This window comes from Amnibacterium sp., from assembly GCF_051956055.1.
GTDB lineage: Bacteria > Actinomycetota > Actinomycetes > Actinomycetales > Microbacteriaceae > Amnibacterium.
Window position 1 is genome coordinate 1 of record NZ_JBQCGC010000001.1, and the last position, 13,693, is coordinate 13,693.

General features: G+C 73.1%; 16 protein-coding genes. 6 read left to right on the top strand and 10 right to left on the bottom strand.

Annotated features, from left to right (window positions below; all coding sequences use genetic code 11):
- From ACTHLI_RS00005 to ACTHLI_RS00030, 6 genes are all read left to right on the top strand, one after another.
- Positions 1-705, top strand: a 705-nt coding sequence (locus ACTHLI_RS00005; protein WP_440180531.1) for an FAD-dependent oxidoreductase, incomplete at its 5' end; no start/stop codon positions are given.
- Between the two features lie 62 nt (positions 706-767).
- Complete coding sequence (locus tag ACTHLI_RS00010) at positions 768-1,934, top strand: ABC transporter substrate-binding protein (protein ID WP_440180532.1); 1,167 nt, start codon at positions 768-770, stop codon at positions 1,932-1,934.
- 4 nt (positions 1,935-1,938) lie between these two features.
- Complete coding sequence (locus ACTHLI_RS00015; protein WP_440180534.1) at positions 1,939-2,895, top strand: ABC transporter permease; 957 nt, start codon at positions 1,939-1,941, stop codon at positions 2,893-2,895.
- Complete coding sequence (locus tag ACTHLI_RS00020) at positions 2,892-3,761, top strand: ABC transporter permease (RefSeq protein WP_440180536.1); 870 nt, start codon at positions 2,892-2,894, stop codon at positions 3,759-3,761. Before ACTHLI_RS00015 ends, ACTHLI_RS00020 begins: the two co-directional genes overlap by 4 nt.
- A complete protein-coding gene (locus ACTHLI_RS00025) occupies positions 3,758-4,831 on the top strand; it encodes an ABC transporter ATP-binding protein (RefSeq protein ID WP_440180537.1) in 1,074 nt (357 codons plus the stop codon). Before ACTHLI_RS00020 ends, ACTHLI_RS00025 begins: the two co-directional genes overlap by 4 nt.
- On the top strand, positions 4,828-5,688 hold the full coding sequence (locus ACTHLI_RS00030) for a glycerophosphodiester phosphodiesterase (protein WP_440180539.1): 861 nt from the start codon (positions 4,828-4,830) through the stop codon (positions 5,686-5,688). The genes ACTHLI_RS00025 and ACTHLI_RS00030 overlap by 4 nt, the downstream gene beginning before the upstream one ends.
- Positions 5,689-5,690: 2 nt before the next feature.
- Here ACTHLI_RS00030 and nusB read toward each other — a convergent pair whose 3' ends face one another.
- The 10 genes from nusB to ruvX form a co-directional block, all read right to left on the bottom strand.
- Positions 5,691-6,113 (bottom strand): transcription antitermination factor NusB, encoded by a 423-nt coding sequence (nusB, locus tag ACTHLI_RS00035; RefSeq protein WP_440180541.1) that lies wholly within the window; start codon positions 6,111-6,113, stop codon positions 5,691-5,693.
- A gap of 2 nt (positions 6,114-6,115) precedes the next feature.
- Positions 6,116-6,676, bottom strand: coding sequence for an elongation factor P (gene efp, locus ACTHLI_RS00040; protein WP_440180543.1), 561 nt, complete (start codon positions 6,674-6,676; stop codon positions 6,116-6,118).
- 58 nt (positions 6,677-6,734) lie between these two features.
- A complete protein-coding gene (locus ACTHLI_RS00045) occupies positions 6,735-7,184 on the bottom strand; it encodes a type II 3-dehydroquinate dehydratase (protein ID WP_440180545.1) in 450 nt (149 codons plus the stop codon).
- A gap of 9 nt (positions 7,185-7,193) precedes the next feature.
- On the bottom strand, positions 7,194-8,180 hold the full coding sequence (locus ACTHLI_RS00050) for a cation diffusion facilitator family transporter (RefSeq protein WP_440180547.1): 987 nt from the start codon (positions 8,178-8,180) through the stop codon (positions 7,194-7,196).
- A gap of 49 nt (positions 8,181-8,229) precedes the next feature.
- Positions 8,230-9,303 (bottom strand): 3-dehydroquinate synthase, encoded by a 1,074-nt coding sequence (gene aroB, locus ACTHLI_RS00055; RefSeq protein WP_440180549.1) that lies wholly within the window; start codon positions 9,301-9,303, stop codon positions 8,230-8,232.
- Positions 9,304-9,391: 88 nt separating this feature from the next.
- The gene (locus tag ACTHLI_RS00060; protein WP_440180623.1) at positions 9,392-9,892 is read right to left on the bottom strand and encodes a shikimate kinase; all 501 of its coding nucleotides are present in this window, start codon (positions 9,890-9,892) and stop codon (positions 9,392-9,394) included.
- 29 nt (positions 9,893-9,921) lie between these two features.
- Positions 9,922-11,139: a chorismate synthase gene (gene aroC, locus ACTHLI_RS00065; RefSeq protein WP_440180550.1), complete on the bottom strand. Its 1,218-nt coding sequence runs from the start codon at positions 11,137-11,139 to the stop codon at positions 9,922-9,924.
- A gap of 110 nt (positions 11,140-11,249) precedes the next feature.
- A complete protein-coding gene (locus ACTHLI_RS00070) occupies positions 11,250-12,047 on the bottom strand; it encodes a shikimate dehydrogenase (protein ID WP_440180552.1) in 798 nt (265 codons plus the stop codon).
- Entirely contained in the window at positions 12,044-13,225 is a 1,182-nt protein-coding gene (gene mltG, locus ACTHLI_RS00075) for an endolytic transglycosylase MltG (protein WP_440180554.1), read from the bottom strand. The genes ACTHLI_RS00070 and mltG overlap by 4 nt, the downstream gene beginning before the upstream one ends.
- 5 nt (positions 13,226-13,230) lie before the next feature.
- Entirely contained in the window at positions 13,231-13,692 is a 462-nt protein-coding gene (ruvX, locus tag ACTHLI_RS00080) for a Holliday junction resolvase RuvX (protein ID WP_440180555.1), read from the bottom strand.
- Between the last annotated feature and the right edge of the window lies 1 nt (position 13,693).

A 13,693-nucleotide genomic window follows, 5' to 3' on the forward strand; every position in this document is an offset into this window, starting at 1 on the left:
GAGGACCTCCGCGTCGACCCGCTGACGGCGAGCGCCGCGATCGCCGCGCACCTCGAGACGCTCGGGGTCGGGTTCGCGTGGCGCACGAACGTGCTCGCGCTCGAGCCGGGGCTCGTGCGCACCACGCGCGGCACGATCCGCGCGGCCCGCACCGTGGTGGCGGTCGGGCATGACGTCGACCGCTTCTTCCCCGACGTCGCGGACGCGCACCGCCTCGTGCGCTGCCGCCTCCGGATGCTGGTGGTCGACGCGCCCACCGGTGCCGTGCCGCCTGCGGTGCTGACCGGCAGCTCGATGCTCCGCTACGACGGCCTGGCGCAGCAGCCCTCCGCCGCCGCCGTGCGCGCGGAGCTCGCGGCGGAGGCCCCCGCCCTGCTCGAGGAGGGCGTCAACCTCATGCTCACGCAGCGGCCCGGGGGCCGGCTCGTGATCGGCGACACCCACCGGTACGGCGTCACCGAGGAGCCGTTCGAGGACGAGCGGTCCGACGCCCTCGTGCTCGCGGAGATGGAGCGCCTGCTCGGCGCGCCCCTCACGGTCCGGCGCCGGTGGCGCGGCGTCTACGCGTCCAGCACGGTCGCGCCCTTCCTCGTGACGGAGCCGATGGAGGGGACGACCGTCGCCTCGGTCACCACCGGCATCGGCATGACCACCGCGCTCGGCCTCGCCGAGCGGACCGTCCGCACGCTCCTCGTCACCACCTGACGAGTCCCGATCCCGGATCCGGCGACCGCCGGGCCGGTCCCCCACCAGGAGGAACCCCTCACATGCACAGCAGCCTCACCCGCCGGGGAGTCGCGCGGGCCGCATCGGCCCTCGCCCTCGCCGGCCTCGCCGCCGCATCGCTCGCCGCGTGCTCCGGCTCCGCCGCCGCGGGCGGCACCAGCTCGATCCCGAAGGCCTCCGCACAGGTCGCCACCTCCGCCGCCGCGTTCGGCGGGATGAAGGGCCTCGTCGCCGCCGCGGAGGCGGAGGGGCACCTGAACGTGATCACGCTGCCGCCGTCGTGGGCGAACTACGGCAAGATCATCGCCGGCTTCGAGAAGAAGTACCCGGGGATCACGATCACCTCGCAGACCCCGAACGGCTCCTCCGCCGACGAGGTCGCGGCGATCAAGTCGCAGGGCAGCGGATCGAACGCGCCCGACGTGGTCGACATCGGCACGGCCGTGCTCGACGCGAACACGGACCTCTTCACCCCGTACAAGGTCGCGTCCTGGAACGACATCCCGACGGCCGACAAGGACCCGAACGGGCTCTGGTACTACGACTACACGGGCCTGATGTCGATCGGGTACGACTCGTCCAAGGTCGCCGCGCCGACCAAGCTCGACGACCTGCTCGGCTCCGGCTACAAGGGCAAGGTCGCGATCAAGGGCGACCCGACGCAGGCGAACGAGGCCGCGAGCGCCGTGTACCTCGCGGCGGTGCAGGACGGCGGCAGCGCCGACGACATCCAGCCCGGCATCGACTTCTTCGGGAAGCTGAAGAAGGCGGGCAACTTCATCTCCGTCCTGCCGACGCAGGCGACGGTGAACTCCGGCCAGACGCCGGTCGTGATCCAGTGGTCGTTCAACAACGTCGCGTGGGGCGCGGCGGGGGGCTCGAGCGGGAACCCGAACTGGAAGACGGTGATCCTGCCGGGCACCGCGATCGGCAGCTACTACAACCAGTCGATCAGCAAGACCGCGCCGCACCCGGCCGCCGCGCGGCTGTGGGAGGAGTACCTGTACTCCCCCGAGGTGCAGAACCTGTACCTCGCCGCCGGCGCCTACCCGGCGGAGCTCGCGGCCATGCAGAAGGCCGGCACGGTCGACACCGCCACGCTGAAGTCCGTCGGCGAGCCCCCGTCGAACCTGGTGCAGCTGACCGCGGACCAGGCGGGCAAGGCCGCCGACCTCCTGAAGTCCGGCTGGTCGAAGGCCGTCGGCTGATCCGATGACGACCACTGCGAAGTCCCCGGAGGCCGGGGTGGGCGCGCCGCGCGGCGTCGCGTCCACCCCGGCCGGGACCGAGCGGGTCGGCCGCGGGGCCGGGGAGCGGACTCCCGGGCGCCGCAGCGCCGGCTGGCTCGGGTTCGCGCCGTTCGGCGTGTACGTGCTCCTGTTCCTCGCGATCCCCGGCGTCGTCGCGATCGCGAGCGGCTTCTTCGACGCGGAGGGGCGGTTCACGTTCGCGAACTTCGCCACCTTCGCGGACCCGACGATCCGATCGAACTTCCTCAACTCGATCTGGCTCTCCGCGATCTCGGCGCTGATCAGCGCCGTGCTCGGCGTGCTCGTCTGCTGGGCGCTCACCGCGGCGAAGCCGGACGGGCTCGTGCGCGCCGTCGTCGACTCGGCCAGCAGCGTGTTCGCGCAGTTCGGCGGCGTGATGCTCGCGTTCGCCTGGATCGCCACGATCGGCCAGAACGCGCTGGTCCCGGTCGTCATCAAGGCGCTGACGGGCGTCGACATCAACGGGAACGGACCGATCCTCTACTCGATCCCCGGCCTCCTGTTCCCCTACGTGTACTTCGGGCTGCCGCTCATGGTGCTGTCGTTCATGCCCGCGATGGACGGGCTCCGCCCCCAGTGGGGCGAGGCCGTCGCCACGCTCGGCGGCACGCGGTTCCACTTCTGGACGCGCGTCGGCATCCCGGTGCTCGCGCCGGCCTTCTTCGGCAGCCTGATCCTGCTGTTCGCGAACGCGTTCTCGTCCTACGCGACCGCCGCGGCGCTCATCTCGCAGGGCGGCATCATCCCGCTCGCGATCAAGCAGCAGCTCACGAGCGAGACGATCGTGGGGGTCGCCAACACCGCCGGGGTCCTGGCGCTCGGGATGGTCGCGATCATGGCGGTGCTGATGAGCCTGTACTCGGTGCTCGACCGACGGACGAGGAGGTGGCAGCGATGACGACCGCAGCCGGGGCGCGCGTGGCCGACGTGGTCGCCCCCCGCCGGCGCCCGCGTCGATCCCGGTTCGGTGCCGTGCCGTCGCGCGCGACCGGCGCGGTCGTGCTGATCGTGATCGGCGTCCTGTTCCTGATCCCGCTCGCGGCGATGACCTGGTTCACGCTGCAGACCGTCGGCACGGGCGCGTTCACGCTCGCGCACTGGACCGCGATCTTCGACCCGGCGCAGGCGACGAACTACAGCGACCTCTTCGCGGGCATGAGCAACTCGCTGGTGCTCGCGGTGATCGTGACCGCGATCGTCCTCCTGCTGCTCCTGCCCGCGATGCTGCTCGCGGAGCTGCGGTTCCCGAAGGCCCACCGCGCGCTCGAGACCGTGTGCCTGCTCCCGATCACGGTGCCCACCGTCGTGCTCGTGGTCGGCTTCGTGCCGGTGTACCAGGTCGTGCAGGGGGTGCTCGGGAGCGATCCCTGGACGCTGTCGTTCGCCATCGGCATCATCGTGCTGCCCTACGCGTACCGGCCCATCCAGGCGAATCTGGGGGTGCTGAACCTCACGACGCTCACCGAGGCCGCGCGATCGCTCGGCGCCTCCTGGCCGGTCGCCGTGTGGCGCGTCGTGCTCCCGAACCTGCGCCGCGGACTGCTCTCGGCGACCCTGCTCACCATCTCGGTGGTGTTCGGCGAGTTCACGATCGCGAACTTCCTCGGCCAGAACACCTTCCAGACCGCGCTGCTGCTTCTGCAGCAGACCGACCCGTACGTGGCGACGATCTTCGCGCTCGCCGCCCTGCTCTTCGTGTTCGTGCTGCTCGTCGTGATCTCGACGGCCGGCTCGATCGGACGTCCCCGGAGGAAGAAGTCATGACCAGCACTGTCCCCGCAGCGGCGGAGTCCCTCGTCGTCCACGGCACCCCCGTCGAGCTCGTCGACGTGGTGAAGGACTACGGCACCGGCAGCCGCGCCCTCGACGCGATCAGCCTCGACGTGCGCCCCGGCGAGTTCGTCGCGCTGCTGGGCCCGTCGGGCTGCGGCAAGACGACCGCCCTCCGCGCCATCAGCGGGCTCGAGACGATCGACGGCGGCCACGTGCGCATCGGCGGCGCGGACGTCGAGGCCGTCCCGGTGCACAAGCGGGACATCGGCATGGTGTTCCAGTCGTACTCGCTGTTCCCGCACATGACCGTCGCGCAGAACGTCGCGTTCGGCCTGCAGATGCGCAGGGTCACCGGGCCGGAGCGCACCCGCAGGGTGCAGGAGGCGCTCGACCTCGTCGGTCTCGGCCACCTCGGCGAGCGGTACGCCCACCAGCTGTCGGGCGGCCAGCAGCAGCGCGTCGCGCTCGCCCGCGCGCTCGTCACGCGGCCGCGGGTGCTGCTGCTCGACGAGCCGCTGTCGGCGCTCGACGCCAAGGTCCGCGTCCAGCTGCGGGACGAGATCCGCAAGATCCAGCAGGAGACCGGCATCACCGCGGTGTTCGTCACCCACGACCAGGAGGAGGCGCTCGCCGTCGCCGACCGGGTGGCGGTGATGAACGCGGGGGCGATCGAGCAGATCGGCACCCCGGAGGACCTCTACCTCCGGCCCGCGACCGCGTTCGTCGCCGGCTTCATCGGTCAGAGCAACCGGCTCGACGGGACGCTGGAGCACGGGCGGGTGGCGGTCGTCGGGCAGGACCTGGCCGCGCTGCCGAGCGACGTCCCTGACGGCCCCGTCACCGTCTTCGTGCGGCCGGAGGACGTCCGGCTCGACGGGGACGGCCTGCCCGCGATCGTGGTGTCGACGAGCTTCCTCGGCGCCGCCCGCCGCACGGTGGTCCGGCTCGAGGCCGGGGTCGCGCTCACCGTGCAGCACCCGGCGGCCGACCGCCCTGCACCCGGCGACCTCGTGCACGTGGCGTTCTCGGACCGGCCGGTCGCGGTCGCGGCGCAGGCGTGACGCGGCCCCTCGTCCTCGGGCACAGGGGCGCGTCCGGGTCGCTGCCGGAGTTGACCGCCGGCGCCCTCCGGCTCGCGGCCGAGCAGGGCGCCGACGGGATCGAGATCGACGTCGTGCCGTCGCGCGACGGCGCGCTCGTCCTCCGGCACGACGCGCTGCTGGCGCCGACCACGGACGCGGCCGGGGTGCTCGGCCCGTCCGCGCGGGTGGACGAGCACCCGTGGGCGGCGCTCAGGCGCCTGCGGGCACGGGAGCGCTTCCCCGCCCTCCGGCCGTCGAGCGCGGCCCACGACGGCGAGGAGCCCCTCCTGCTGCTCCCCGACGCCGTCCGGATCGCGGAGGAGCTCGATCTGCTGCTCGTCGTGGAGATCAAGGAGGCCGCCCGGTTCGCGGCCGGTGGCCGCGATCCGGCGCCGCTCGTCGCCCGGGACCTCGCGGGAGCGCGATGCCGCATCGTCCTCGAGAGCTTCGAGAAGACCCCGCTCGACGCGCTCGCCCACCTCGGGCTGCCCCGCTTCTACCTCGTCGACGACGAGGGCGCCGCACCGGACGAGGTGCGGTCGTACGCGGAGGAGCTCGCCGACCCGGGGTCGCTCGCCCGCTTCGACGGGGTGAGCCTCAGCACCCGCCTCGTGACGCCCGAACGCGTCGCGGCGCTGCACGCGGCCGGGCTCGCCGTCTGGACGTGGACGCTGCGCCCGGAGAACGCCTTCCTGCCGCCCGCCTGGCGGTCGAGCGCGGACGACGCCGCGTTCGGCGACTGGCGCGGGTACTGGTCGACCCTGCTCGGGGCGGGCGTCGACGCGGTGTTCGCCGACCACCCCGACCTCGCGGTCGCGCTCCGCGACGGGCGCTGACCTCAGGCGGTCGGCTCGGCCTCGTGGGCGATCGCGGTGAGGAGCCCGTTCACGAACTTCGGGCTGTCGTCGGTCGAGAGCTCCTTCGCGAGCTCCACGGCCTCGTCGATCGCGACGCCGACGGGCACCTCCGGGTTCCAGCGCGCCTCCCAGACGGCGATGCGCAGGATCCCGCGGTCGACCGCGGGCATCCGGTCGAGCGGCCAGGAGGTCGAGTGCGCCGAGATGAGCGCATCGATCTCCTCGCCGTGATCGATGACCCCCTGCACGATCTCCCGGGCGTACGGCCAGCTGGATGCCCGCTCGGGGCGGGCGGCCGCACGCAGCGCCTCCGCCTCGAGCGCCTGCTCCTGCGTCTCGCCCCGCACATCGGCGGCGAACAGCACGTCCAGCGCGCGCTTGCGCGCCTTCGACCTGGCGGACACGACTAGGAGACGCGGCCCAGGTAGTCGCCGGTCCGCGTGTCCACCTTCACCTTGGTGCCGGTCTCGAGGAACAACGGCACCTGGATCTCGGCACCGGTCTCGAGGGTCGCGGGCTTCGTGCCCGCGCTCGAGCGGTCGCCCTGCAGGCCCGGCTCGGTGTACGTGACCTCGAGCACGACGGAGGCGGGCAGCTCGACGTAGAGCGGGTTGCCGTTGTTGATCGCGACCGTCGCGGACTGGTTCTCGAGCAGGTAGTCGGCGGCCCCGCCGACGGTGGCTGCCGGGATCGGCAGCTGCTCGTAGGTCTCGCCGTCCATGAAGACGAAGTCGTCGCCGTCCTTGTACAGGAACTGGTAGTCGCGACGGTCGACGTTCTCGATGTCGACCTTCGCGCCCGCGTTGTAGGTGCGGTCGACGACCTTCCCGGTGACGACGTTCTTCAGCTTCGTGCGCACGAACGCGCCGCCCTTGCCGGGCTTGACGTGCTGGAACTCGACGACGTTCCAGAGCTGGCCGTCGATCGAGAGGACGACGCCGTTGCGGATGTCCGCGGTGCTCGCCATGAGGTTCCCTTCAGAGGTCGTGCGGCCGCCTGCGTGGCGGGCAGGCCGACCGGGCAGTCTACCCGGCGGCGGCGGGGTGCTTCCCGACCCAGTCGAGGGCCAGGAGGTAGCCGTCCGTCCCGAAGCCCGCGATCACGCCCGTCGCGACCGGCGACACGACCGATTCGCGGCGGAACGCCTCCCGGGCGGCGGGGTTCGTGACGTGCACCTCGACGACCGGCAGCCCGGCGGCGGTGACGATCCGCACGGCGTCATGCAGCGCGTAGGAGTAATGGGTGAAGGCGGCCGGGTTGAGGATCACGGGCGACGCGGTGTCCGCGGCCTCGTGCAGCCAGCCGATCAGCTCGGCCTCGTCGTCGGTCTGCCGCAGCTCGACCTCGAGCCCGGCCGGCGCCGCCGCGGCGAGGGCCGCCGCCACCTCCGGCAGCGACACGACGCCGTACACGTCCGGCTCCCGCGTCCCGAGGCGCTGGAGGTTCGGTCCGTTCAGCACGAGCACGCGGCGCACGGGACGACGCTACCCGTGGAGCGGGGCCGCCTCCCGCTCCGCCGGCACCGGGAGCGGGGCGTCCCCCGGCCGGGACAGGGTCAGCACCGCTTCGACGACGTGCTCGTCCTCCTCCAGCGACCGGCCGATCGCGGCGAGCCGGCCCGCGATCTCGTGCTCCCTCGCGTCGCCCGCGAGATCGACGGCGGCGACGAGGTACACGCGCGACGGTCCCACGTACTCGAGGTGCAGATAGGACACCGAGGCGACGTGCTCGCTGTCCGTCAGCAGACGCAGCACCGCGGCGCGCACCCGCGGCGTGGGCGACTGGCCGATGATGAAGCGGCGGTTCAGCTGGATCAGCACGATCGCGACCACCCCGAGCAGCACGCCGATGGCGATGGACCCGACGGCGTCCCAGACCGCGGAGCCCGTGATCGCGTGCAGACCGATGCCCGCGGCCGCGAGCAGCAGGCCGATCAGCGCGGCGGCGTCCTCGAAGAACACCGCGCGGACGGTGGGGTCGGAGGTCTTCAGGACGTGCTCGAGCACGTCCTGCTCGGCGGCCGCCGCGGTGCCCCGCAGCTGCCGGAGGGACCGGAGGAAGGACACGCCCTCGAGCACGAAGGAGACGCCGATGACCAGGTACGCGATCAGCAGGTTGCCGCTCGGCTCCGCGGAGGTGAGCTGGCTGATGCCGTGCTGGATGGACAGCACCGCGCCGACGGTGAACAGCCCGACCGCGGCGAACAGGGACCAGACGTACGTGTCGCGCCCGTAGCCGTAGGGATGGGCGCGGTCCGGGGCCTTCGCGCCGCGGCGCTCCGCGACGAGGAGGAACACCTCGTTGCCGGAGTCCGCCCACGAGTGCGCCGCCTCCGCCGTCATCGAGGCGGATCCGGTGAGCACCGCGGCCACGGACTTCGCGATGGCGATCAGGACGTTCGCGGCGAGCGCCACGACCACGGTGACGAACGAGCCTCCCTGCTTCGGCCGGCCGCCGTCCCCGTCGCTCACGCGACCATCCTCCTCGCGTCCCGCTGCCGACCCGCTGGTCGTCGGCGCCCTACTCGGCGATCTCGCCGTACGCCGTGAAGAGCAGGTGGTCCTCCGGCCCGTTCAGGATGCTCGTGCGGCCGATGCCGTCGAGGAGCACGAACCGGAGCATGCCGGCGCGGGACTTCTTGTCGCGTCGCATCGCGGCCGTCAGCGCCTCCCACCTGCCCGCCGGGTAGCCGAGCGGCAGCGAGAGCGACCCGAGCACGTCGCGGTGGAGCTGCACCCCGTCGTCGTCGAGGCGCCCCACGAGTCGCGCGAGCTCCGCCGCGAACACCATGCCGACGGAGATCGCCGCGCCGTGCCGCCACCGGTAGCGCTCGGCGTACTCGATCGCGTGCCCGAGCGTGTGCCCGTAGTTGAGGATCTCGCGACGGCCGGACTCCCTGAAGTCGTCGCTCACCACCTCCGCCTTGACGCGCACCGCACGCTCGACGAGCTCGGCGAACACGGGCGAGGCGGGATCCGTCGCGCGCTCCAGGTCCATCGTCAGGCGGTCGAGGATCGCCGTGTCGGCGATGAACCCGCACTTCGCCACCTCCGCGAACCCGGCGAGGAGGTCGTTGCGCGGCAGCGTGTCGAGCACGTCGAGGTCCGCGATCACGGCGACCGGGGCGGTGAACGTGCCGACGAGGTTCTTCCCCTCGGTCGTGTTGATCCCCGTCTTGCCGCCGACCGCCGCGTCCACCATGCCGAGCACGCTCGTGGGCAGGCACACGAAGGCCACGCCGCGCAGCCACGTCGAGGCGACGAAGCCGGCGACGTCCGTGACCGCGCCGCCGCCGAGCCCGATCACCGCGTCGCTGCGCGAGAAGTCCGCCTGTCCGAGGATGCCCCAGCAGAAGGCCGCGACCTCGATCCGCTTCGCGTCCTCCGCGTCGGGCACCTCGGCGAGCAGCACCTCCACCCGGCCGGCGAGCCGCTCCCGGATCGCCTCCGCCCGCCTCGCCTGCACCGGCTGGTGGATGAGGAGCGCCTTCTTCGCGCCTGCGGGCACGGCCGCGTCGATCTCGGCGCCGAGGTCGCGCCCGATCACGACGTCGTACTCCCCCGCGTGCCGGACGGGGACGCGCACCGGGCTCATCGCGCACCGCCGAGCACGACAGCAGGAACGAGCCGCATCAGCAGGACGGAACGGCCCGCTCCGTCCTGCCGAACGTCCTGGGTCCTGCTCATGTGCTCGTTCCTTCCTGCTGTGGTGCTCCGTCGGGAGCCTGCTCGAGCTGCGCCGCGAGCTCCGCGGCGATCCGGGTCATCGGGCGGCGGGAGGTGTCGACCGTCACGTCGGCGAGGGCGCGGTAGATCGGCTCGCGCTCGCCGGCGATCCGCCGCCAGGAGGCGATGCCCTCGGTGAGCAGCGGGCGCCTGCCGCCCGCGAGGCGCTCGAGCACCGCCTCCTCCGACACCGTCAGCAGGACGACCGTGCACGCCCGCAGCGCCTCCCTGGTCGACGGGTCGAGCACCGCGCCGCCGCCGAGCGCGACGACCCCGCCGGCCCGCAGCTCGCGCTGCACGACCTCGCGCTCGAGCGCCCGGAAGGCGCCCTCGCCGACCGTGGCGAACAGGTGCGGGATCGCGCCGTGCTCGGTCGCGATCACCGCGTCGGTGTCGACGAACCGCCGGCCGAGCCGCTTCGCGAGCTTCCTGCCCACGGAGGTCTTGCCCGCTCCCATCGGCCCGATGAGCGCGACGGTGCGGGTCGTCACCTGACGGGCGCCGTCGCCGTGCGGAGCGTGGCCGGCATCGCGGCGAGGTAGGCGTCGCGGTTGCGGCGGACCTCGGCGAGCGAGTCACCGCCGAACTTCTCGACGACCGCGTCCGCGACCACGAGGGCGACCATCGCCTCCGCGACCACCCCGGCGGCGGGCACCGCGCACACGTCGGAGCGCTGGTGGTGCGCGGAGGCGGCCTCGCCTGTGGCGACGTCGACCGTGCGCAGCGCCCGCGGCACCGTCGAGATCGGCTTCATCGCGGCCCGCACACGCAGCAGATCGCCCGTGCTCATGCCGCCTTCGATGCCGCCCGCCCGGTCGGTGACGCGTTCGATCACGCCGGGGTCGCCGGAGGTCTCGGCGCGCACGAGCTCGTCGTGCGCCGCGGAGCCGCGCCTGGCGGCCGTGCGGAAGCCGTCGCCGACCTCGACGCCCTTGATCGCCTGGATGCCCATCAGCGCCGCGGCGAGCCGGGCGTCCAGCCTGCGATCCCAGTGCACGTAGGAGCCGAGCCCGGGCGGCAGCCCGGCGACCACGACCTCGACGACGCCGCCGAGCGTGTCGCCGGCGCGGTGCGCGTCGTCGATCTCGGCGACCATGCGCTCGCTCGTGCCCGGGTCGGCGCAGCGAACCGGGTCGTCGTCGATCCGGTCGGCCTCGCCGGGGAGCGGCACGGGGGCGTCCTCCGGGACGGCGACCTGCCCGATCGCGACGACGTGGCTGACGACGCCGATCCCGAGCTCGGCGAGGAACGCCCGCGCGACGGCGCCGAGGGCGACCCGGGCCGCGGTCTCGCGGGCGCTGGCGCGCTCGAGCACCGGCCGGGCTTCGTCGAAGCCGTACTTCTGCATGCCCGTGAGGTCGGCGTGACCCGGCCGGGGCCGCGTGAGCGGTGCGGCGCGACCGCGGGAGGCGTCCGTGAGCGGGACGTCCTCGGCGTTCATCACCTCCGCCCACTTCGGCCACTCCGTGTTGCCGATCGTGAGGGCGACGGGTGCCCCGATCGTGCGGCCGTGGACCACCCCGCCGACGACGCCGAGCTCGTCCTGCTCGAACTTCTGCCGGGATCCGCGGCCGGCGCCGAGGCGGCGCCTGGCGAGATCGCGGCGGATCGCGTCGCCCGTCACGGGCACGCCGGCGGGCAGGCCCTCGAGGATGGCGGTGAGGCTCGGGCCGTGCGACTCACCGGCGGTCAGCCAGCGCAACATCGCCGAGCATCCTCCCACGGAACCGCAGGTGCATTTTGAAGGGGTTTCTGCTCCGGCGAAGCCGCGCAGAAACCCCTTCAAAATGCACCCGGCGTTGCGAACCTCGAAGGTCAGCGGCCGACCGCGGCGCGCATCGCGCCGCGCACGGCCTCCTCCTGGCGCATCGGCACGTCGGGATCCGAGTCCGTGAAGATCCGCACCTGCAGCAGCGCCTGCTCGATCAGCATGTCGAGGCCGTGCAGGAGCCGGCCGCCCGCCGCCGCCCAGCGCGCGCCGAGCGCGGTGGGCCACGGGTCGTAGGCGACGTCGAGCAACGGCGTGCCGTCGACGCGGTCGGGCACCCGGACCGCCGCCTCGGCGGTGCCGGGCAGGGTGGAGACGACGAGCTCGGCCGCGCGCAGGTCGACCTCGTCGAGCGGCGCGAAGCGGTCGGCGAGCCCGGCCAGCTCGACCGCCGCGACATCGGGCCGTCGCGCGGCGACCACGCGGTCCTCGACCCCGAGCCGCCGCAACGCCTCCAGCGCGCTGGCCGCCGTCGCGCCACCGCCGAGCACGATCGCGCGCCGGACGGCCGCTCGGGCACCGAGCACCGCTTCGATGCCGCCCACGTCGGTGTTCGCGAGCCGAGGTCGCGCACCGAGCCGCACGGTGTTCGCGAGCCCCAGCCGGTCGACGAGCGGCGCGTGCTCGGGCACGAGCGGCAGCACGCTGCGCTTCAGCGGCATCGTCAGGGAGAGCCCGACCCACTCCGGGCCGAGGGCCGCCAGGATGCCGGGCAGCGTCGCCTCCGTCGCCTCGATGCGCTCGTACGTCCAGTCGAGCCCGAGCACCGACGCGGCGGCGCCGTGCAGCAGCGGTGACCTCGAGTGCGCGATCGGCGACCCGAGCACCGCGAGGCGCTGCGTCACTTCTTGTAGCTCGGGTGCGCGTTCAGCCAGCGCGAGAACTGGGCGACCGCCTTGTCGTGCTGCGCCAACGTGTCGGAGAACACGGTCTCACCGGTCGCCAGGTTGACGGTCACGAAGTAGAGCCAGCTGCCGGAGGCGGGGTGCAGCGCCGCCTGGATCGCGGTGTCCCCCGGGCTCGAGATCGGGCCGGCGGGGAGCCCCTTGTGGAGGTAGGTGTTGTACCGGTTGTCGTTCGCGTACTGCTTCTTGGTCGGCACGACCGTGGTGCCGCCCGCGCCGTAGCTGACGGTCGCATCGGACTGCAGCGGCATGCCCTGCGCGATCCGGTTGAGGAAGACCCTGGCGACCTTCGCGTCCTCCGACGCGTCGCCGTTGCCCTCCTTCTGCACGAGTCCCGCGAGGGTGAGGACCTGCTGCCGCTTCGCCGAGGGCACCCCGGCCTGGTCGAGGGCCTGCTTCATGCGGTCGACCATCTGCTGCAGCATCTCGCGGCTCGTGACGCCCGGCTGGAACGTGTACGTCGCCGGGAACAGCCAGCCCTCGATGTTCGGAGCGCTCTTCGGCACACCGAGCGAGGTGGGGTCCTTCGCGATCGCCTGGAGCTCGGAGAGCGGCTTGCCCGTCGCGGAGGCGGTCAGCCGGAGGATCTGGGCCGCGGTGCTCCCCTCCGGGATCGCCACGACGGCCTGGATCCGGTTGCTCGGGTCCTCGAGCGCCGCGAGCGCCGACTTCGCGCTCATGTGCTCCTTGAGCCGGTACGTGCCCGGCTGGAGCGACGGCTCGGGGCTCGTGGCGACGAGCAGGTCGTAGAACGCCGCCCTCGTCTTCGTCACGCCGTCCGCGACGAGCGTGTCGGCGACGTCCGAGCCGAGGTCGCCCGGCTTGATCTTCACCTCCACGGTGCCCGTCCCGCTGCCGGTGTAGTCGTTGCTCCACCCGAACAGCGACTTCACCTGGTCGGGATAGGTGGAGTACGCCCACCAGCCGGCGCCGCCGATCGCGAGCAGCACGACCAGGAGGATCGCGAGCACCCACGGCCAGATGCGGCGACGCGGCCCGTGCCCGCGGCCGTGCCGGGGCGGCTCCACCGGATCGTCGTCGGAGGGCAGCGTCAGGATGCGGTCGAACTCGTCGATGGTGGACGAGCGCGAGTACCGGGGTCCGAGATCAGGGGCCACCTGCGCTACTTCCGTTCGACGAGTGCGCCGGGCGCCTCGCCTCGGGCGCGCTCGGCGTCGAGGGCGTGCTGCAAAAGTATCACCGCCGCGACCTGGTCGATCACCCGCCGCGATCCCCGCGTGGCCCTGCCGGAGGCGTGGAGCGCGGACTGGGCGCTCACGGTGGTCAGCCGCTCGTCGACGAGCCGTACGGGAAGCGGCCCATCGGCGAGCCGGTCCGCGACCGCGCGCGCGTCCGCGGTGGATGGGGTGTCGCGCCCGGACAGCGCGAGCGGCAGACCGACCACGAGCTCGACGGCGTCGACCTCCGCGGCGATCGCCGCGATGCGCGCGAGGACCGGCTCGAGGTCGGCGCCGCGCCGCTGGACGGTCTCGACGGGCGTCGCGAGCAGCCCGTCGCGATCCGACCGCGCGACGCCGACCCGGACCTTGCCCACGTCGATCCCGAGCCGGACCCCCGTGCGCATG

What these genes read in the sequence shown, in the direction of transcription:
- ACTHLI_RS00025 (WP_440180537.1), top strand. Translation starts at nt 3,758, where the DNA reads ATGACCAGCACTGTCCCCGCAGCGGCGGAGTCCCTCGTCGTCCACGGC.
- ACTHLI_RS00010 (WP_440180532.1), top strand. Translation starts at nt 768, where the DNA reads ATGCACAGCAGCCTCACCCGCCGGGGAGTCGCGCGGGCCGCATCGGCC.
- aroC (WP_440180550.1), bottom strand. Translation starts at nt 11,139, where the DNA reads ATGTTGCGCTGGCTGACCGCCGGTGAGTCGCACGGCCCGAGCCTCACC.
- ACTHLI_RS00015 (WP_440180534.1), top strand. Translation starts at nt 1,939, where the DNA reads ATGACGACCACTGCGAAGTCCCCGGAGGCCGGGGTGGGCGCGCCGCGC.
- aroB (WP_440180549.1), bottom strand. Translation starts at nt 9,303, where the DNA reads ATGAGCCCGGTGCGCGTCCCCGTCCGGCACGCGGGGGAGTACGACGTC.
- ACTHLI_RS00020 (WP_440180536.1), top strand. Translation starts at nt 2,892, where the DNA reads ATGACGACCGCAGCCGGGGCGCGCGTGGCCGACGTGGTCGCCCCCCGC.
- efp (WP_440180543.1), bottom strand. Translation starts at nt 6,676, where the DNA reads ATGGCGAGCACCGCGGACATCCGCAACGGCGTCGTCCTCTCGATCGAC.
- ACTHLI_RS00060 (WP_440180623.1), bottom strand. Translation starts at nt 9,892, where the DNA reads ATGGGAGCGGGCAAGACCTCCGTGGGCAGGAAGCTCGCGAAGCGGCTC.
- ruvX (WP_440180555.1), bottom strand. Translation starts at nt 13,692, where the DNA reads ATGCGCACGGGGGTCCGGCTCGGGATCGACGTGGGCAAGGTCCGGGTC.